Genomic DNA, 18,378 nt, shown 5'->3' with positions numbered 1-18,378 from the left:
TTTGTTTTACCTTTGTCATCTTTCACATCGAAACCAATGGCTAGAATTTTAACGGGAATACAAAGTACAGGAGTTCCACATTTGGGGAATATTTTAGGGGCAATAATGCCTGCTATACAAATGGCGCAAGACCCTAAGAATGAATCTTATCTCTTTATTGCAGATATGCATTCACTTACCCAAATTAAAAATGGTGAAGAACTTCGAAATAATACCTATGCCACAGCTGCAACCTGGTTGGCTTTTGGCTTAGATATTGAAAAGACTGTTTTTTATCGTCAAAGCGATGTGCCTCAAGTAACCGAATTATCTTGGTATCTCAGCTGCTTTTTCCCATATCAACGTTTGACACTTGCCCATTCCTTTAAAGACAAAGCTGATCGTTTGGAAGATGTGAATGCGGGGCTATTTACTTACCCCATGCTTATGGCTGCGGATATTCTCTTGTATGACGCCCATATTGTTCCCGTTGGGAAAGATCAATTGCAGCATTTAGAAATGACACGTGATGTTGCCTCTCGTTTTCATGCCCAATTGGGAGAAACTTTCGTTTTACCGGAAGCCAAAGTACAGGAAGAAACCATGTACGTGCCTGGAACTGATGGTGAGAAAATGAGTAAGAGTAAAGGCAACTTGATTAACTTATTTCAGCCTGATAAAAAGCTTCGAAAACAAATTATGGGCATCGTTTCAGATAGCACTCCGATGGAAGATCCTAAAGATCCCGAAACGGACAATACTTTTGCTCTTTATAAAATATTAGCCTCGGAGACTCAGATTAAAGAAATGCGCTCTAATTACCTGGCTGGAAACTTCGGTTACGGACATGCCAAACAGGCCCTTTATGAAGTAATCATAGAGCGTTTTGGCGAAGCTCGTGAAAAGTTCGATTATTATATGAATAATCTGAATGAGATAGACGATGCGCTTGCCCTAGGTGCCGAAAAAGCATCAAAAACCGCTAATGAAGTTTTAGCCAGAGTACGGTCCAAGGTAGGCTACTAACCAATTATTTCTCTATCGCAAGAAGTTCCATTTCGAAAATTAAAGCCGCGTAAGGTGGAATCATTCCGCCGCCAGCGCCTCTTTGACCATAAGCAATATCTTGCGGAATAAATACTTTCCATTTTGACCCGACAGGCATAAGCTGTAAAGCTTCTTGCCAACCTTTAATTACTTGGGTTACGCCAAATACATTTGGTTCTCCTCTTTCTACCGAACTATCAAAAACCTTCCCGTTAATCAGCATTCCAGTATAATGTACCTTAACTTTATCTTTTACATTGGGTATGGCGCCGTCTCCTTTCGTTAATACTTCGTACTGCAAACCGCTCTCCGTTGTTATTACTTCAGGTCTTTTGCCATTTTCCTTCAGAAAAAGCTCCCCTTCTGCACTTTGCTTTTTTGCTTCTTTCTCCTGAATCAACTGTATCGTGTTTTGCACCTCAGATTGACACTCTTCTAAGCCCATTTTTTCTCTGCCCTTCATAACATCTTCCAAGGCTATTGCAAAAGCATTGTAAGACAGTGAATCAAAACCAACCGTTTTAAGGTTGTTACCCACACTCACTCCGAAAGCATAACTGAAATTTTGGAGGCTATCTTCAAGATTCAATTCCTTCGCTTTCTCCATTTCGGCCAACCTAGCCTGTATTTCGGTTGCTTCGGCTTTTAACCTTGCCACCTCTTTAATCAAGTCTTTCTTTTTCTGACCAAAACTTGCAAACCCAATCAGGAATGCCGCTATAACTACAATAGATTTCTTCATTTATAATGGAATTATTTGCTGCGAAAGTAGCTAAATTATAGAAATTGACATTTTTTAAAACCAGTTTTGCCAATAATTAGGTAAAAGACCAGTCAGTCGGTTTTTCAAAATGAAACTCAACTCTAGTTTTCGTAAAAGAAGTCCATAAGAGGCATTTCATCGATAAAGCGCGACAATATCTAAACTGAACAAATATTTATAAATCGAACAAACTGGATAGTCTAAATTGCCTCAAACAATTTTCCAGGCAATGGGCGAATAACGCCCTTCATTTCCATATTCAGAAGGGTAGAAGAGGTTTTGAAAATAGGAAGTTTACACTCCAAAGCAATACTATCTAATAATTGCTTTCCATCTTTTTGCAAATAGGAATAAATAGACTTTTCAGTGACATCTAATTCTACGAAAAGCTGTTTTTGTACCGTTTTGGTTTCCTTTTCTTCAATGCTCCATCCCAAGAGATATACCAAATCAGCAGCTGAAGTAATCATTTGGGCTTTCTGTCTTTTAATCAAATTATTACAACCCAAGCTGTATTTATCATTTGATCTACCAGGAACAGCAAAAACATCGCGATTATAACTATGTGCTATATCCGCTGTGACTAAGCTTCCACCTTTCTCTGCTGATTCTATTACTATGGTGGCTTCAGACATTCCCGCTATAATTCGATTCCGTTTTAGAAAATTTTCCCTTTCAGGATTACTTGTACTCCAGAAGTCCGTTACAAAACCTCCATTTTGTTCAATATCAGGAGTATACTTTGCGTGTACTTTCGGGTAAATCTGGTTCAACCCGTGTGCCAAACATCCTATAGTCTGAAGGTTATGCTTCGCAGCGGCTCTTTGCACACAAATATCAACTCCGTAAGCAAAACCACTAACAATAATAGGGTTTAAAGGTGCAATCTCTTCAATAAAATTTTCGCAAAAAGCAGTGCCGTAGCTCGTAATATTACGGGTGCCAACTACACTTATGATCTTTCTTCCTGCCAAATCAATATTTCCTCTTTTAAATAAGAGAATAGGGCTATCTATACAATGTCTTAAATAAGCTGGGTAATCAGGGTTCATAAAGTAAGAGTAGCCAATGTTCTTCGATTGTATGAATTTGTATTCTTCCTCAGCATTCTCGAGATGAGTTTGGTCATGAAGTCCTTTCAAAGTATGCGTACCTATTCCGTCAATTTTGAGGAGGTTTGACAGCTTATCGTCAAAAACTGCAGCTGGACTACTACAGTGACCAATTATCTTTTTAGCGATTACATCACCGATATTCGGAATACTTTGCAAGCGAAGAATTGCAATTAATTCATCTTTAGCTATTTGTGAATCGCCCATAGTTATTCACAAAATACGGAAATTATAATGTTAATAAAAAGTTATGAAAGAGGTTTTGAAGCTCTATATTTTTTGTAATATTTGCGGCAGATGGTATTAGAACACTACATCTCAGAACTGCTATATAGATACAATTGCGTAATGGTTCCAAATTTTGGAGCTTTCTTAACGCAAATGAAATCTGCTGTTATTCACAGTAGTACAAATGCTTTCTATCCCCCAACCAAGGTGGTTTCTTTTAACGAGCAAGTAGTCACAAACGACGGGTTGTTGGTTTCTTATATGGCTGATGCTGAAAAAGTCAGTTACGAAGACATGCTGAAAAAAGTTGCAGACATGACGGCTGAGTGGAAAAAGCGTTTGCAAAAAGGTGAGAAGTTACGACTAGAAAATATTGGAGAGTTATCATTGAACCAAGCTGGGAAAATTCAATTTCAACCCCATTATAATATCAATTACCTTACATCTTCCTTTGGTTTGTCTTCTTTTGTCTCGGTTCCAGTGACACGAGAAGTATTAAAAGAAGAGGTTGAAACTATTGAAGAAAAAATTCCTTTTGTTTTTACTCCTGAGCAAAGAAAAACAAGATCATTCCGACCTTATTTAAAATATGCTGCTGTCGGTTTGTTAGCTATTTCCCTTGGATTAACAGGCTATCGTTTTATTAACGACAATCTTGGAAATCAGCAACTAGCATCCGAAGAAGCACAAGAGCAGGTTACCAAGCACATTCAGGAAGCTACATTTTTCGATGTTGAACCTTTAGAACTGCCTTCTATTTCATTAGATGTGTTGACTGTAAAACCTAAGGCAGATAAAAAGAAAAACGTTCGTACACATCATGTCATTGCTGGTGCTTTTCGTTTTCGTTCCAATGCAGAAAAAAAAATACGTCAATTAAAAAGACGTGGTTACAATGCTACTTATATAGGTACAAACAGACACGGTTTGCACATGGTCAACTATGATAGCTATACAGATGTCGATGAGGCTCTAAATGCTTTAAAAGCGATAAAACGCACGCAAAGTAAAGATGCTTGGCTATTATCTACTAAATAAAAAGCTGCTCCCTTTTTTCACATTAGTATTACACCTTACCTTTACTCAAAATTTCAGATATGGAGGCAAAAAAGCCAAAAGATTCACTTGCAATCTTAACTGATATCGTACTCCCCGGCGAGACGAACATCTTAAAAAATCTTTTTGGAGGTGAATTGCTGGCTCGAATGGATAGAGCTGCAAGTATTGCTGCTGGAAGACATAGTAATCGGTTAACGGTTACCGCTTCAGTAAATCATGTTGCCTTCACACAGGCCGTGCCTCTTGGAAGTGTTGTAACAGTTGAAGCCTCTGTTTCAAGGGCATTTTCAACATCCATGGAAGTTTTTATTGATGTTTGGATTGAAGATCGTTTTAGTGGAAAGCGTTCCAAGGCCAACGAAGGTATTTACACCTTTGTAGCCCTAGATGAGACTGGACGGCCTACACAAGTACCTCAGCTGGAACCCGAAACGGAGTTGGAAAAAGAACGCTTTGAAGCGGCACTTCGAAGAAAACAATTGAGCTTGGTTTTAGCAGGCAAAATGAAGCCGACGGATGCAACCGAACTAAGGGCTTTGTTTATGGGAGAACAGTAGATTTAAGTTACAATTGATACAACCATTCCTCAGGATTTAACTTAGAAGTATCTTCATAAAGGTAGAATTTAAGACGCGTTTGGCCATTGACCCGATTGGTATAAATTTTTCCTAGTTCTGTTTTCATAGGAACCATATCGCCCTTTCTTACATAAACTTCAGAGAGGTTATAATAGGTACTTATAAAATTACCATGCTTTATAGTCACCCCTTTTTTTCCTCCAGGAACGGCAAGAATAGCAATTACCTCTCCTTCAAAAATAGATCTTGCAATAGCTCCTTCGTCTGTTGCAATAATAACCCCATTGCTCTCATGTTTAATACCCGGATAAACAGGATCGCGGTATTCTCCAAACCCTTGACTTTTAATTCCTTTTTCAACCGGCCAAATTAACTTCCCCTTATTCGCTGTAAAGTTATTCGCGACTAGCGTAGCTTCCGGCGTTAAGTCAAATTTACTTGAGTTCGATACCTTGCTTCCTGATTTTTTATTTGATGCCGCTATGGCTTCACGAATCAACTTTTCGATCTGCTTATCAATTTTCCTTGCCTCTTTTTGTTTCTTTTCAATACTTGCCGCATATTTACTCTCGTTCTGACGTATAGAAGCCAGAAGTTCTTTTTGGGACTGAATCTCTTTGAAAAGTTGGTTTTTAGCTTTCCGATTTTGTGAAATTAAGATCTCTTTTACCTTCCGCTCTTCATTCAAATCTTTGTTAAGGCGAGCGAGATCATCTGTCTTAGTTACAATTTCTTCTCCCTGCTCTCTGCGATAATCAGTATACTGTTTTATATACCGTAGCCGTTTAAATCCCTGAAAAAAGTTCTCCGAAGACAGCAAAAACATCAATCGACTTTGTTGTGATTTATTTTGATACGATTTTTGAATCATTAGGCCATAATCGTCCTTCAAGATTTTTAAATCTTCACGTAGCTTACTAATCTTCTTAATGTTGGCATTGATTTGACGGTTCAGAAGGTTTGACTGCTGATTGGTAACTCTAATCAATTGTTGACGTACATTAATCTTCTTGTCCAAAGCTTCCAGTTGGTCTAGAACAGTGCCTCGCTCCTTCTTTTCAGCAAAAAGCAAACGATTAATATCTCTAATTTCAGTTTGAAGTTTTTCTCTTTTTGCTTCTAATGCTCGTTGTTCATTTGTTTGGGCAAAATTATTTTGAGGGATGAGCATCCCCAGAAAGAGTAAAAATGAAAGGATGTGTAGCTTCCTAAATATCATTCTTTGTCAAAACTATTTCTTTATATCCTTTCGGAATTTTATAGGGAAAATTCATCGGATTATTGAACTCTATATTGCGATATTCTATTGCAATGGTATTCTTTACTTCTTTGTCAATAGCTGTAATAAAAATAGAATTCGGAAGCACGTATTGACTTACCTGCTGATAGTTCAGATAATTTATCTCAAGAAGTCTTTTTTTTAGGGGTTGGGATAACTGTTGTGTTGCAATTTTGAAATTTTTTGGTTCAATTTGGAATAATATTTTGAAAAGTTCGGCAGCCTTTTTAGGTTTCAATTGGTAGTTTTTGTTGGCTATTTCTAAGTCGTACTTCTCTTCTTTCAAATCTAATAGTGCTTGTCCTAAAAGTAGATTTTGAACTTTCTGAAAATCTAGTTCTGTTCCTAGTAGATTACTCAAATATGAAAAATCACCATCGAAATATTCATTTTCTAATTTGTTATAAAAAGAAACTCTATCAGGAGTAATATAAGCTTTGACCAGAGGTAAGGGTCTACTACTAATCCATATAGCTTTGTCTTTTTCTATTCTCAGATTAGCTCCAAACCCCTGAGAAGATTCTCCGTCAGAATAATCAATCTTCATTATCCCCCTCAAAGTTTTGAAATCGATTTCATTTTGGTAATGAGTCTTGATAATAGCCTTCGCCGAAAGATTTGCGTTGGCCTCACCACCAGTTAAGACCTTTTTGGACTTACAGGAAACAACAAACATGACCAAAATACAAATGCTGAATCGTTTTGGAATATGCCTAAAAATAGTCTGTATCATTTAAAATCCGGGTTTTACCTTACGAAGATACATATTTGCCTTAACCGAATTGTTAATTCCGTTATACGCTTCTCCTAGTTCTGAATAGATTTTGTTAGCTAGGGAAATATCTCCTACCAAATAATCTAGAGAAGCTTCCAATACTTCTATCGCATCTCGGTGTTTTCCTGTTTTATTAAAAGCGTAGCCCTGAGCATAGTAAAAATAGGGTTGTGAAGGAAAGTTTTCCGCTGCATCTGCTGCAACTTGCTTCAGAATCATATGATTATTTGTTCTTATCAAACTCTGAATTCGACCTTTGTATCCATTCAGTGAAGAGGTGCTCTCTGATGTATTATTCACGGTTGCCGAAAAAGTAGTTTTTTGACTGATTTTGTTTCTTTTTTCAATAGAATCGTTAATTTTTGACGTTAAATCATCTAAAAAAGTGGTTTTTTTGAGATTTTTCAAAACTGCCAAAGCATCCTCATACTTCTCTTTTTTGTAATAAATTAATGCTAGATTCTGTTGTAATTTTAAATTGTCGGAAAAGATGCCCATATCCAAATCTTCAATGGAACTCCCTTGTTTTTCTAGGGCTTCGACCAAAGTGTTCAAATACCACGAATTTTCAGGTTCTGAAATAAGTGCGGCAACTCCGTAATCACGTGCTAAGTTGTAATTCTTATTTAGAAAATAAGCCTTCGCCAATTCATGGTCGATCACAATGTTCTTGTCATCTAACCTTTTACATTCTAAAAACAAATTGATTGCCCTATCGTAGTTCTCGATTCCCTTTTGCTTTAGCGCTTCAAAAAAAGCTTCTTCAAAATCATCTGAGTATTCTTCAAGGAAGACCTCAGCGCTTTCTTCAATGTTGATTTCTGAGTCTTTTTCTTGGGCAATTAAAAGCACCTGTCCCATTAGAGCAGTAAAAACAATTCTAATAATTTTCCGTCTAACCATTTACTTTTCTTAGTATCAATTCATCCTTTTTCAAAGATACTATTTGAAACAACTCTTTTCTCTCTAACTTGAAACCTGTATTATTCCCCGCCACTAAATGTTTTAAAACCAAGAATTTATCGTCATTTTTGAGGTAAACTCTCCAAACACCTTTTTGTTTTGTAATTTGATTATATTCTTTACTTTTCTTCCCTATGAATGGTGTGCCGCACCTATTTATTACCGATTTTTTCTTTGGAACGTTTGACCAATTTACAGGTCTCTTTTTTCTACTAGACCCAGAGTTTAAGGAATAAAAAACCCGGTTTCGTCTTTTAAACTTCAAAACAGAACTTGAATTATTCGATGTTGATAAGTTCGAATTATTCTTTGGCTTGTATACTCTTAGGTTTTCACGAGAATTTATTGAAACTAACGACCATTCCTGATAAAAAGAGTAGGGAGTTAGTTCATGAAGTCGCTGTGCGTTAATTGTCGTACTAACAAGTATGATAAAAATACTATAACGTGAAACGTGCTTTCTCATCTTCTTTATTTAGATAAGAAAACCTTGCAACAACTATTCCAAAACCGAATAATCTCCGATACTTATCGCCTCAAAGTTACCATCAAATACTACATGATTTCCTATCATAGCATTGTCTAAATTGGCATTTGATATTTTAGTTTGTGTTTGTATCAAACTGTTCTTAATCGTTGAATTTACAATGGTTGTTTTATTTCCTATAGAAACATAAGGTCCGACTGTGGAGTCTTTTAAGATTACATTTTCACCAATAAAACAGGGTTCAATGATGTTTGCGTTATCCAGCTGAACGGAATTCGAAATCAAAGTCTCGCCATCCTTTTCAAGGAAACCTAACATTCGCATATTGGTTTCTAGGGTTACGGCTTTGTTTCCGCAGTCCATCCATTCATCAACTTTTCCTGGAACAAATTTCTTCCCTTTCGCCATCATCTGTTTGATGCCATCATTAATTTGATATTCGCCTCCATTGATTATATTATTATCTAGTACTAATTGTAATTCGTCTTTCAACTGACCTACATCTTTGAAATAATAAATGCCGATTACAGCTAAATCAGAAACAAACTGTTCCGGTTTTTCAACCAATTCTACAATCTCTTGATTGTCGTTTAGTTTAACTACTCCGTAGGCTTCTGGCTGGTCCACTTGTTTTACCCAAATCACACTATCTGCTGACTTATCTAAATCGAAGTCAGCTCTAATCAAAGTGTCGGCGTAGGCAATTACTGCTGGACCTTCAAGAGAATCTTTAGCGCACATAATGGCATGACCTGTACCCAAAGGTTGGTCTTGACGGTATATGGATGCTTTTGCTCCTAAACCTTCAGCCAATTCTTTCAGGCTCACAACAACATCATCTCCGAAAAAAGCAGGATCACCCAAGACAAAGGCCACCTCATCAATTGGCTCTCCCAAAACCTTAGCTATATCACTCACCAAACGGTGAACAATAGGCTTACCAGCAACTGGGATTAAAGGTTTTGGAACTGTCAATGAATGTGGTCTAAGTCGCGAACCTCGGCCCGCCATGGGAACTATAATCTTCATATTGAAATTTCAGTTTGTTATTGTACTAATGTAACGGTCAATTTGTTGGTCAATTGCTACATCGAGGCATTATTTTATTGTGTCTCTTTTATTTTACTCCGGTTGAACCGAAACCACCAGCTCCGCGGTCTGTTGAAGAAAGCTCTTCAACTTCAATCCACTCTGCGCGTTCGTGCTTGGCGATAACAAGTTGAGCAACTCGCTCACCATTCTCAATGGTGAATGCTTCATTAGAAAGGTTGACCAAAATCACTCCTATTTCACCGCGATAATCAGCATCAACTGTACCTGGTGCATTAAGGACTGTTATACCCTTTTTTGCAGCAAGACCACTTCTTGGTCGAACCTGGGCTTCAAAGCCCAAAGGAAGCTCTATGAAGAGTCCTGTTTTTATGATTGTTCGTTCCAAAGGTGCTAATGTGACTGAGTCTGAAAGATTGGCTCTTAAATCCATTCCTGCAGATGCAATGGTTTCATAGTTTGGTAATTGATGAACCGATTTGTTGATGATTTTTATGGTCATTTCTTTAAAAATATTTGTCTGAGTTTATCATTTTCAAGTTTGTAAACAATTCCTAAGAAAATTAGGAGTAAAGGAATTCCTGCATAAAGACTTCTTCCAAATCCGTAAAATGCTATGGCTGAAAAAAGGATTGAAATTCCTAGGTAAAAAAGAATCTTTCTAAAATTATAGGGAACGGGGTATCTTGATTTACCTAAATAGTAAGAAATAACCATCATGCTACCATAGGCCATAACAGTAGCTATGGCAGAAGCCATATATCCTATATGCGGAATGAAAATATAATTTACAACTATTGTTATTGCCGCTCCAATTACTGAAATTAATGCTCCATAACGTGTTTTATCAGTAACCTTATACCATACGGATAAGTTATGGTAAATTCCTAAAAAGAAACTCGCCAATAATATAATTGGCACAACGGTCATTGCTTCCCAGTACGCTGGGTTCTTGACAAATAAAATTTTGAGAATATCAGCAAAAACTACCACTGCAAGTAAAATAACACTGCCCAGTACAACAAAGTAATTAGTAATTTGGGCATAGGCTTTTTGCGGGTTTTCAGTTCCCGCATGATTAAAGAAAAAGGGTTCAATTCCCATTCTAAAAGCTGTTGAAAATAAGGTCATAAATAACGCAAGCTTTATACATGCATTATACATGCCAACTTGCTCGGAAGCAATAGCCTCTGGCAACAAATCCATAAGCATTATCCTATTAAAAACTTCATTAATTGAAAAAGCTACACCAGCTATTAAAACTGGAATTGCATATTTCATCATTCGATTCCATAGCTCTTTGTCAAAGCTATAAGAACTGCTTACATAAGGTTTTAGCATTAATAAAAGCGTAACACTACTAGCAATAAGATTGGCGATAATGATGTAGGAGATTTGAAAATCGGATTTATACATCCAACTAAAAATACTATTGGAATTATTCTCGACAATACCTGGTAGAATAATCAAAAAGAATATGTTAAGTCCGAAGTTAATAACAACATTCAATATTTTAATTATTGCATATCGCATTGGACGTTCGTTTGCCCTAAGCCAGGCAAACGGTACAATGACCAATGCGTCGAGAGCAAGAATGAAAATGATGTATTTAAAGTATTTAAGTTCAATGTTTAACAAAGATGACATGCCGTCTTGAAATAGCAAGGACAAACCCATAAACAAAAAAGTGGAAATCAAAATAGAAATCAATGACGTAGAAATTACCTTTTCTTTGTCATCAGATTTGCTGTAGAATCTGAAAAAAGCAGTTTCCATACCGTAAGCCAGAACTACATTGAACATTGCAAAATATGCAAAGATTACAGCAAGTTCTCCATAAATTTCAGGAGGCATCGCATCCGTATGAACTCTGACCAGGAAAAAAGAAATCATCCGCGGTAAAACCGTAGCCAAACCGTAAATGGCCGTTTGTTTAAAAAGTTTTTTAAGCGGATTCAATAGTGAAGATTAAGTTCCAAAATTAGACAATTCAGAACAATCTCTGAAGTCTTTCTAGAAAGTTTACTTTCTGGCTTTTAATGAGGGATAAACCACTGTAGGATTTTGTCGAATACCAGACAGCTTCACATATTTGACTTTATCGTTTTGAAGGTAGCTCAAAACAGCTTCGGTCTCTTGAAGCTCAAAAGGGAAAAGTTCCCTCTTTTTAGAGTTCTTTTTACTTCGTTTTTTAAAATTCTCTGGCACAAGAATCGCTTTTTTAAGTAAATCTTCTTTGGTATATTCTGCTAAAGCAATTATCCCTCCATCACGAAGTTCCATCGAAAGATCTACCATCTTACCTTTATGATAAAGGTTTTGTAAGACCGCTTCATTTTCATCAAGACTCATTATTGGAATAATGACTTCGTAACCTGAATCTTTCAGATTATCCTCAATCAACCATTTTTGGGCATAAACCTCACCTAGATTAAAAGGTGCGGTTGTTTCTAATTTTTTTTGAGAGGAACACCCTGCAAACACAAGACCACAAATCAGTAGTAAGTAGAAGGCATTTTTCATAATCATATCTATTTGTGTGCTATAGATACGTTTAAAAATGAAATGTAGTTGTTAGCCTTTCAATTCACTTAAAATGGCTAACTCCCTCCTTATTTCCCTAGCAATAAAAAAACAAAGCACAACAAGCACAACGACTGAAGAAACTACTATGTAATTATAAAATCCAGAAGAGAGACTTTCCTTGAATGCTGGAAGCAGCATCAAAAACCCAATACAATACACTAGAATTATAATAGGAGTGAGTATGAAATGTACCTTTCTTCTTTTCGTATAGTAGCGAATCATCTGTTTTTTAAACTTTTCTGCAGTTGTCGAAACATTCAAATTTTTCAGGGTTCGAATGCTTGAAAATTCCAATCCTATTCGTAAAACCAGTGCACCTATCATCAATAATAGTCCAATCATTACCGGCTGAAATTTATACGCAGAAACGTAAAAGAAAAAGGCGACAAGAACTAGGCCGGTTACAGTAAGAACAGCATTGGTAATACCTTGTTTCTTACGGACCGATGTGATTTTCTTCAGAATCTGTTTTGCTCCATCTTTGGGAATTTCTGATTTACCTTGATTTTCCCACTGTGATTTTAAATCTTCAAATGCTGTCATTTTGTACACATTTTGTTAAACTAGTTTTTATGCGATGTATTCGTACGCGAACTGCCTCATGCGATAATCCCATTATTTCGGCAATCTCTTTTTGGGGTAATCCTTCTAAATCGAGAAGTATAATTCCCCGACTATCTTTTGGGAGTTTGTTTATGCATTGATACATCCTCTTTAATTGGTTTTCTTTTGTCGGTTGAGAATCCTCTGGGGATTCCACTAGCTTCTCAAATACTTCCTCTCCCTTTAGATACTTTTTCTTTCGAAGTTGAAGCAAACATGTATTTACCGTTATCCGATATATCCAAGTGGCAATACTTGCTTCTTTTCGGAAAGATTCTAAATTTTCCCAAACCTTGATAAAGACTTCTTGAGTCAAATCTTTTGCTGAAGCCTCATCACCATTGACATATCCCATACAAACCCGAATTACCCTTTGATAATTGGTTTGATATATCTTCTCAAACTGGGATTGCTCTTCATTCATACTTACTCTAACTCTCTTGTAATCTGGTCCAAAAACCACTCTGGTTGGTCGTACATGATAAAATGTGCCGAACCCTCTGCAAACTCTATCTTATATTTTTCCAAACTCTTGTATTGCTCCTCATAGGTCTTTTTTGCTGTTTCCAATCCATAAGGATGGGTTGCCCCTAAAATGGTTACTGGTATTGTTATTTGAGCGATATCTTCCCTTAGATCCAACTTCAATAAATCAGTATATCCATAGACATAGGTTTCGCGGTCAGATTGTATAATCCAGTCTTTCAGTTGTTGGTGCTTTTCGGTGTTTAAGGTCATACCCGATGCCATTTGCGACGCCATTTTTTCAAAGGCTTCGGCGTCCATTTCTAACATTTGCTTGTTCCATGGATTGTCATACACCATATTTTCACTTTTAAAATTAGGCATCATCAATGCTCCCGTGGAAGGTAGTGAGTCAACAATAATCAATTTGGAATAGGGGTGGTTTTCAGCTGTCGCCAACCATAAGCCTAAGGCTCCACCTAAGCTATGCCCAATAATGATTGTGTTTTCTAGTTTCTTTTCTTGGACGTACTTGACTATTCCCTCCTTGATTTTCGGAAGCCATGGTTTTTCTATGGGTGTGACACCTCCAAAACCAGCAAAAGTAAAAATATGGCATTCGTAATTCTTGGAAAGTTCTGTGACGGTGTCTTCCCATACTTCCCCAGTACAGGTAAAGCCAGGGAAAAGCAAAACAGGTTGCCCTTCACCTTTTACGGTTACTTCAAAAGGAGTTTGTGCATTCAGACCAAATACAGATAGAAAAAACGAAATAATTAAGATACTTTTTAAAGCTTTCATGATGTGATTTTTTAAGATGATTTTCCCTTTAGATACGCTTTCTAAAAAATGTTACATCTTAAAAACAAAAATCTTCACAATTAGTGTGAAGTTCAGTATTCTTTAAAATCAAGAATAAAAATGGTTATTCGGGAATTGTGCTTTCTAGAACTATTGTTTCATCTTCTTTCAAATCCATTCTTTTCATGGCTAAGACGGCAAATAGGAGTGCTACAAAAAGCAACAGCGCTGCAAGAACATAAGGTGCCCCTGGGAAGTATATTTCAGATTCTGGGCGAATAAAATAGTAGAAAACGGGCGCAAATGTTAGCTGCCCAAGAATGGCCGTTACACTTACCAAACCTGTTATCGCGCCTTGTAGGTTTCCTTGCTCTTTTTCTGAGACTTGATTTGAGATTACCCCTTGAATGGTTGGCCCGGCGACTCCTCCAAAAGCATATGGAATCAAGAACGCATACAGCATCCAAGGTTCTGAGGCTTGTGAGAAGAGAAACATACCGATGGTCCATAACAGGAATCCACTAATAATAGTTCTTTTCTTTCCAATCTTTTTCACCACAATGCCCACCAAAAACCCTTGTGCAATGGCGACCAATACCCCCACGGCCATCAAAGAAATACCTATTTCCTTTGGACTCCAATCATATCTTTCAATGCCGTAATAAGACCATACAGACGGTAATGCTTGTCCCGCTAAATTCGCCAGAAAGAATGCAAAGATTAGTAATAGAACTCCTTTGTAGTTTCTCAGACTTACTAATGATACCCCTGGAATCATTTTCAAAGGATTGATAGGTCTTCTATTCTCAGGAGTCAGGGATTCGGGAACGAAGAAATACCCAAAAATAAAGTTGGCAAAAGTCAATCCTGCTGCTATATAAAACGGGAGTCGAATATCAATTTCCCCGAAAAAACCACCAATTCCTGGACCTATAATAAACCCTAATCCGAAAGCGGCTCCGATTAGTCCGAAGTTTTTCGCTTTCTCTTCGGGAGTACTGATATCTGCGATATAGGCGGATGCTACTGTGAAACTTGCTCCAGTTATTCCTGCGAGAAATCTTCCTATAAATAAGAAGGTAATAGTAGGCGCCCAAGCATGAATAAGGTAATCAATACTTAATCCTAGCAGCGCAATTAGAAGAATTGGTCTTCTTCCATATTTGTCTGAAATCTCCCCCAGTACTGGTGAAAACAAGAATTGCATTCCCGCGAAAGCGGTAGTCAACCACATACCGTAAATTACAGCTTGGGCTGTGCCTTCTCCCGTTAATTCCATTATTAAATCAGGAATGATAGGAATAATTATACCGATGCCGATTACATCAACCAGAATGGTAATAAATATAAAAAGTAAGGCGGTTTTGTTGGATTTCATCGAGAAGACAAAAATCGGATAAAAAAAGAAACCCCACATTGCTGTGAGGTTTTATTTTTTCAAGTTCTAAAAAACAAATTGCTTCGCTTTCCTCTCAAAGACGTTAGTTATTCAATGCTTCCGCACCACCAACAATCTCTAAGATTTCATTGGTAATAGCAGCTTGTCTTGCTTTGTTGTACGTCAATTTCAATTGGTCTCTTAATTCCGTGGCGTTATCGGTTGCCTTATGCATAGCGGTCATACGCGCTCCGTGCTCACTAGCAAATGAATCACGAATACCTTTATACAATTGTGTCTTTAAAGACTTTGGAATCAATTGCTCAACGATTTCTATTTTCGATGGTTCGAAGATATAATCACCACTTGATCCTTCAACTCCTTCAATTGGAACGATAGGCAAGAACTGCTCTGTCATTATAATCTGAGTCGCGGCGTTCTTGAACTTGTTGTAAACGATATCTATTCTGTCATACTCCCCTGAAGTGAACTTCTCCATCAAATCTTCTGCAATAACAGCCACATTATCAAAAGTTAAATCTTCATACAAATCACTGTGATTTGCTAGAACTGTAGATTTCTTACTTAAAAAATCATTTGCTTTCTTTCCAATAGCTACAAAATCAACCTGCTTTCCGGCATAGGTTTCATCTAATAAGATAGTGCACTGTTTTAGAATATTCGAATTGAAAGCTCCCGCAAGACCCCTGTTAGAGGTAACGGCAACAACCAATACTTTATTCACCTCTCGATTGTCCGAAAACTTGCTTCCAGAATCACCATCTAAACTTGCACTTAAACTCTGTAAAAGCTCCGTAAGCTTATCGGCATAAGGGCGCATAGCAGTAATAGCATCTTGAGCTTTCTTCAACTTCGCAGCAGATACCATTTTCATGGCACTGGTAATCTGCATCGTTGATGATACTGATGATATTCTATTTCTAATCTCCTTAAGATTCGCCATTTCTTTTTAGTATTTAGTAAGGAGTACAAAGTATTAAGTTATCAACGCTTTGTACTTATTACTCGGTACTTAGTACTATTTTTTAAGCTCTATACTTTCCTGATAAATCTTTGGCAACTGTTGTTAAAGTATCAATTACTTCATCCGTAAGTTTCCCAGATTTTAAAGTATCTAAAACATCTCTGTGCTTCGCATTTAAGAACTCGATAAAATCAGTTTCAAATTCTTTTACCTTGTTTACAGGAACATCTCTTAACAAGTTTTTGGAACCTGCATAGATAATCGCTACTTGATCTTCTACTGTAAAAGGATCGTTCTGTGCTTGCTTTAAGATTTCAACGTTACGACGTCCTTTTTCAATTACGTTTAAGGTTGCAGCATCTAAATCAGAACCAAACTTTGCAAAGGCCTCCAACTCACGGAACTGTGCTTGATCCAGTTTCAAAGTACCTGCTACTTTCTTCATCGATTTAATCTGAGCGTTACCACCCACACGAGATACCGAAATACCTACGTTAATCGCGGGACGAACCCCTTGGTTGAATAAATCTTGCTCCAAGAATATCTGACCGTCAGTAATTGAAATTACGTTTGTTGGAATATATGCTGAAACGTCACCAGCCTGAGTTTCAATGATAGGAAGTGCAGTTAAAGAACCACCACCTTTTACCATTGGTTTTAATGAATCAGGTAAATCATTCATGTCTTTTGCAATCGCATCATCATTGATAACTTTTGCAGAACGCTCTAATAAACGAGAGTGTAGGTAGAAAACATCACCAGGATATGCTTCACGTCCCGGAGGCCTTCTTAATAATAGAGATACCTCACGATAGGCAACCGCTTGTTTTGACAAATCATCATAGATAATCAAAGCTGGACGACCTGTATCACGGAAGTACTCACCAATCGCAGCACCTGCCATCGGAGCGTATACCTGCATTGGTGCAGGATCCGATGCGTTTGCCGCAACAATAGTTGTATAAGCCAGAGCACCTTTATCTTCTAAGGTCTGGGCAATACCTGCAACAGTAGAAGCTTTTTGTCCGATAGCTACATAGATACAATATACAGGCTCACCTGCATCGTAAAATTCTTTTTGATTCAAAATTGTATCGATACAAACTGTAGTCTTACCAGTTTGACGGTCACCAATAACAAGTTCCCTTTGTCCTCTACCAACAGGAATCATAGCATCAATCGCCTTAATACCAGTCTGCAATGGCTCTGTAACTGGCTCACGAAAGATTACCCCGGGGGCCTTGCGCTCCAATGGCATTTCGTAAGTCTCACCTGAAATAGGACCTTTACCATCGATAGGCAAGCCTAAAGTGTTTACTACACGACCAGTAATTCCTTCCCCAACATTAATAGAAGCAATGGTTTGTGTACGTTTTACAACTGAACCTTCTTTCACATCACGTGATGGACTCAATAGTACGACACCAACGTTATCTTCTTCCAAGTTCAAAACGATACCTTTCAGTCCGCCATCGAACTCAACCAATTCCCCGTATTCAGCATTTGATAGTCCGTATACACGTGCGATACCATCACCCACTTGCAATACTGTTCCTACCTCATCTAAAGAAGCCGATGCTTCGAATTCTGATAATTGTTTCTTTAAAATTGCTGATACTTCAGCGGCTTTTACTCCTGCCATTTTTATAGACGTTAGATGTTAGACGTTAGACTTTAGAAGTCGCATGTCTTATATGTTATAGACTACTTGTAAATTCTCTTTTTAAACTACTTAACTTATTCGCGATACTGGCGTCATATTGTAAATCGCCAACACGTAAAACAAAACCACCGATAATACTTTCGTCAATTTTATTTTCTATGGATACTTTATTACCAGTCATCTCAGCAACTTTAGCCAAAATCTTCTTTTCCAAGTCGGCCGTTAAAGGGACTGCGGTGGTAACGTGAGCAATATCTTTACCTTTCAATTTTTCATTGAGGATAAGATATTTAGAAGCAACTTCATTAAGCATTGAAACTCTCTTGTTGGATACCAACATCGAGATAGTTCCTTCAGTAATTGAATGGCTACCTTTGAAAACAGACAATAAAGCTTCTTTCTTTGCGCTACCTTTTACAACGGGACTAGCCAACATCTCACGAAGTTCAGCACTCCCGGAAATGGTGCCGACAACATTCTGCATATCCTTTTCCAAGGCATCTGTAGCTTTGTTCTCAACGGCAAGGTCAAGAATAGCTTTTGCGTAACGTAAGGCTGCTCTAGAATCGCTCATGGG

General features: G+C 37.4%; 20 protein-coding genes. 3 read left to right on the top strand and 17 right to left on the bottom strand.

Features of this window, described 5'->3' with window-relative positions:
* Window positions 1–36 precede the first annotated feature (36 nt).
* Window positions 37–1,005 (top strand): tryptophan--tRNA ligase, encoded by a 969-nt coding sequence (gene trpS / locus ACKWCD_RS07945; protein ID WP_413983406.1) that lies wholly within the window; start codon window positions 37–39, stop codon window positions 1,003–1,005.
* Window positions 1,006–1,009: 4 nt separating this feature from the next.
* Here trpS and ACKWCD_RS07940 read toward each other — a convergent pair whose 3' ends face one another.
* Window positions 1,010–1,768 carry an FKBP-type peptidyl-prolyl cis-trans isomerase gene (locus tag ACKWCD_RS07940; RefSeq protein WP_413983405.1) on the bottom strand — a complete coding sequence of 253 codons (759 nt, stop codon included), beginning with the start codon at window positions 1,766–1,768 and terminating at the stop codon, window positions 1,010–1,012.
* A 221-nt stretch (window positions 1,769–1,989) separates the two neighbouring features.
* On the bottom strand, window positions 1,990–3,093 hold the full coding sequence (gene dprA, locus ACKWCD_RS07935) for a DNA-processing protein DprA (protein ID WP_413984121.1): 1,104 nt from the start codon (window positions 3,091–3,093) through the stop codon (window positions 1,990–1,992).
* A gap of 105 nt (window positions 3,094–3,198) precedes the next feature.
* On the opposite strand from dprA, the gene ACKWCD_RS07930 reads away from it, so the two are divergent.
* Together ACKWCD_RS07930 and ACKWCD_RS07925 are read left to right on the top strand one after the other, a co-directional pair.
* On the top strand, window positions 3,199–4,167 hold the full coding sequence (locus ACKWCD_RS07930) for an HU domain-containing protein (protein ID WP_413983404.1): 969 nt from the start codon (window positions 3,199–3,201) through the stop codon (window positions 4,165–4,167).
* Window positions 4,168–4,226: 59 nt separating this feature from the next.
* Window positions 4,227–4,745: an acyl-CoA thioesterase gene (locus tag ACKWCD_RS07925; RefSeq protein WP_413983403.1), complete on the top strand. Its 519-nt coding sequence runs from the start codon at window positions 4,227–4,229 to the stop codon at window positions 4,743–4,745.
* Window positions 4,746–4,752: 7 nt separating this feature from the next.
* On the opposite strand, the gene ACKWCD_RS07920 is transcribed toward ACKWCD_RS07925, so the two are convergent.
* From ACKWCD_RS07920 to atpH, 15 genes are all read right to left on the bottom strand, one after another.
* Window positions 4,753–5,937 (bottom strand): murein hydrolase activator EnvC family protein, encoded by a 1,185-nt coding sequence (locus tag ACKWCD_RS07920; protein ID WP_413983402.1) that lies wholly within the window; start codon window positions 5,935–5,937, stop codon window positions 4,753–4,755.
* 37 nt (window positions 5,938–5,974) lie between these two features.
* Window positions 5,975–6,778, bottom strand: coding sequence for a lipoprotein insertase outer membrane protein LolB1 (locus ACKWCD_RS07915; RefSeq protein WP_413983401.1), 804 nt, complete (start codon window positions 6,776–6,778; stop codon window positions 5,975–5,977).
* Window positions 6,779–7,723 carry a tetratricopeptide repeat protein gene (locus ACKWCD_RS07910; RefSeq protein ID WP_413983400.1) on the bottom strand — a complete coding sequence of 315 codons (945 nt, stop codon included), beginning with the start codon at window positions 7,721–7,723 and terminating at the stop codon, window positions 6,779–6,781.
* Window positions 7,716–8,249, bottom strand: a complete 534-nt coding sequence (locus tag ACKWCD_RS07905; protein ID WP_413983399.1) for a hypothetical protein — start codon at window positions 8,247–8,249, stop codon at window positions 7,716–7,718. The genes ACKWCD_RS07910 and ACKWCD_RS07905 overlap by 8 nt, the downstream gene beginning before the upstream one ends.
* A gap of 33 nt (window positions 8,250–8,282) precedes the next feature.
* The gene (locus ACKWCD_RS07900) at window positions 8,283–9,299 is read right to left on the bottom strand and encodes a sugar phosphate nucleotidyltransferase (protein ID WP_413983398.1); all 1,017 of its coding nucleotides are present in this window, start codon (window positions 9,297–9,299) and stop codon (window positions 8,283–8,285) included.
* An 88-nt stretch (window positions 9,300–9,387) separates the two neighbouring features.
* The gene (dut, locus tag ACKWCD_RS07895; protein ID WP_413983397.1) at window positions 9,388–9,822 is read right to left on the bottom strand and encodes a dUTP diphosphatase; all 435 of its coding nucleotides are present in this window, start codon (window positions 9,820–9,822) and stop codon (window positions 9,388–9,390) included.
* The gene (locus tag ACKWCD_RS07890; RefSeq protein ID WP_413983396.1) at window positions 9,819–11,279 is read right to left on the bottom strand and encodes a lipopolysaccharide biosynthesis protein; all 1,461 of its coding nucleotides are present in this window, start codon (window positions 11,277–11,279) and stop codon (window positions 9,819–9,821) included. Before ACKWCD_RS07890 ends, dut begins: the two co-directional genes overlap by 4 nt.
* Before the next feature lie 63 nt (window positions 11,280–11,342).
* Entirely contained in the window at window positions 11,343–11,843 is a 501-nt protein-coding gene (locus ACKWCD_RS07885; protein ID WP_413983395.1) for a hypothetical protein, read from the bottom strand.
* Between the two features lie 51 nt (window positions 11,844–11,894).
* Entirely contained in the window at window positions 11,895–12,449 is a 555-nt protein-coding gene (locus tag ACKWCD_RS07880; protein ID WP_413983394.1) for a hypothetical protein, read from the bottom strand.
* Window positions 12,436–12,933, bottom strand: coding sequence for an RNA polymerase sigma factor (locus ACKWCD_RS07875; protein ID WP_413983393.1), 498 nt, complete (start codon window positions 12,931–12,933; stop codon window positions 12,436–12,438). The genes ACKWCD_RS07880 and ACKWCD_RS07875 overlap by 14 nt, the downstream gene beginning before the upstream one ends.
* Before the next feature lie 2 nt (window positions 12,934–12,935).
* Entirely contained in the window at window positions 12,936–13,775 is an 840-nt protein-coding gene (locus ACKWCD_RS07870) for an alpha/beta fold hydrolase (RefSeq protein ID WP_413983392.1), read from the bottom strand.
* Window positions 13,776–13,899: 124 nt separating this feature from the next.
* Window positions 13,900–15,153, bottom strand: a complete 1,254-nt coding sequence (locus tag ACKWCD_RS07865) for a TCR/Tet family MFS transporter (RefSeq protein ID WP_413983391.1) — start codon at window positions 15,151–15,153, stop codon at window positions 13,900–13,902.
* Between the two features lie 103 nt (window positions 15,154–15,256).
* On the bottom strand, window positions 15,257–16,117 hold the full coding sequence (gene atpG, locus ACKWCD_RS07860; RefSeq protein WP_413983390.1) for an ATP synthase F1 subunit gamma: 861 nt from the start codon (window positions 16,115–16,117) through the stop codon (window positions 15,257–15,259).
* Window positions 16,118–16,199: 82 nt separating this feature from the next.
* On the bottom strand, window positions 16,200–17,780 hold the full coding sequence (atpA, locus tag ACKWCD_RS07855; protein WP_413983389.1) for a F0F1 ATP synthase subunit alpha: 1,581 nt from the start codon (window positions 17,778–17,780) through the stop codon (window positions 16,200–16,202).
* A 55-nt stretch (window positions 17,781–17,835) separates the two neighbouring features.
* Window positions 17,836–18,375, bottom strand: coding sequence for an ATP synthase F1 subunit delta (atpH, locus tag ACKWCD_RS07850; protein ID WP_413983388.1), 540 nt, complete (start codon window positions 18,373–18,375; stop codon window positions 17,836–17,838).
* Window positions 18,376–18,378 lie beyond the last annotated feature (3 nt).

Source organism: Maribacter taeanensis (assembly GCF_047345145.1).
Classification (GTDB): domain Bacteria; phylum Bacteroidota; class Bacteroidia; order Flavobacteriales; family Flavobacteriaceae; genus Maribacter_C.
The sequence above is the reverse complement of the archived record's forward strand: the minus strand, read 5'-3'. Positions and strand labels throughout refer to the sequence as shown.

Excerpts from the sequence above, each read along its gene's own strand:
- trpS (WP_413983406.1), top strand. The coding sequence starts at position 37 with ATGGCTAGAATTTTAACGGGAATACAAAGTACAGGAGTTCCACATTTG.
- ACKWCD_RS07940 (WP_413983405.1), bottom strand. The coding sequence starts at position 1,768 with ATGAAGAAATCTATTGTAGTTATAGCGGCATTCCTGATTGGGTTTGCA.
- ACKWCD_RS07930 (WP_413983404.1), top strand. The coding sequence starts at position 3,199 with ATGGTATTAGAACACTACATCTCAGAACTGCTATATAGATACAATTGC.
- ACKWCD_RS07925 (WP_413983403.1), top strand. The coding sequence starts at position 4,227 with ATGGAGGCAAAAAAGCCAAAAGATTCACTTGCAATCTTAACTGATATC.
- ACKWCD_RS07920 (WP_413983402.1), bottom strand. The coding sequence starts at position 5,937 with ATGCTCATCCCTCAAAATAATTTTGCCCAAACAAATGAACAACGAGCA.
- ACKWCD_RS07915 (WP_413983401.1), bottom strand. The coding sequence starts at position 6,778 with ATGATACAGACTATTTTTAGGCATATTCCAAAACGATTCAGCATTTGT.
- ACKWCD_RS07910 (WP_413983400.1), bottom strand. The coding sequence starts at position 7,723 with ATGGTTAGACGGAAAATTATTAGAATTGTTTTTACTGCTCTAATGGGA.
- ACKWCD_RS07905 (WP_413983399.1), bottom strand. The coding sequence starts at position 8,249 with ATGAGAAAGCACGTTTCACGTTATAGTATTTTTATCATACTTGTTAGT.
- ACKWCD_RS07900 (WP_413983398.1), bottom strand. The coding sequence starts at position 9,299 with ATGAAGATTATAGTTCCCATGGCGGGCCGAGGTTCGCGACTTAGACCA.
- dut (WP_413983397.1), bottom strand. The coding sequence starts at position 9,822 with ATGACCATAAAAATCATCAACAAATCGGTTCATCAATTACCAAACTAT.
- ACKWCD_RS07885 (WP_413983395.1), bottom strand. The coding sequence starts at position 11,843 with ATGAAAAATGCCTTCTACTTACTACTGATTTGTGGTCTTGTGTTTGCA.
- ACKWCD_RS07880 (WP_413983394.1), bottom strand. The coding sequence starts at position 12,449 with ATGACAGCATTTGAAGATTTAAAATCACAGTGGGAAAATCAAGGTAAA.
- ACKWCD_RS07875 (WP_413983393.1), bottom strand. The coding sequence starts at position 12,933 with ATGAATGAAGAGCAATCCCAGTTTGAGAAGATATATCAAACCAATTAT.
- ACKWCD_RS07870 (WP_413983392.1), bottom strand. The coding sequence starts at position 13,775 with ATGAAAGCTTTAAAAAGTATCTTAATTATTTCGTTTTTTCTATCTGTA.
- ACKWCD_RS07865 (WP_413983391.1), bottom strand. The coding sequence starts at position 15,153 with ATGAAATCCAACAAAACCGCCTTACTTTTTATATTTATTACCATTCTG.
- atpG (WP_413983390.1), bottom strand. The coding sequence starts at position 16,117 with ATGGCGAATCTTAAGGAGATTAGAAATAGAATATCATCAGTATCATCA.
- atpA (WP_413983389.1), bottom strand. The coding sequence starts at position 17,780 with ATGGCAGGAGTAAAAGCCGCTGAAGTATCAGCAATTTTAAAGAAACAA.
- atpH (WP_413983388.1), bottom strand. The coding sequence starts at position 18,375 with ATGAGCGATTCTAGAGCAGCCTTACGTTACGCAAAAGCTATTCTTGAC.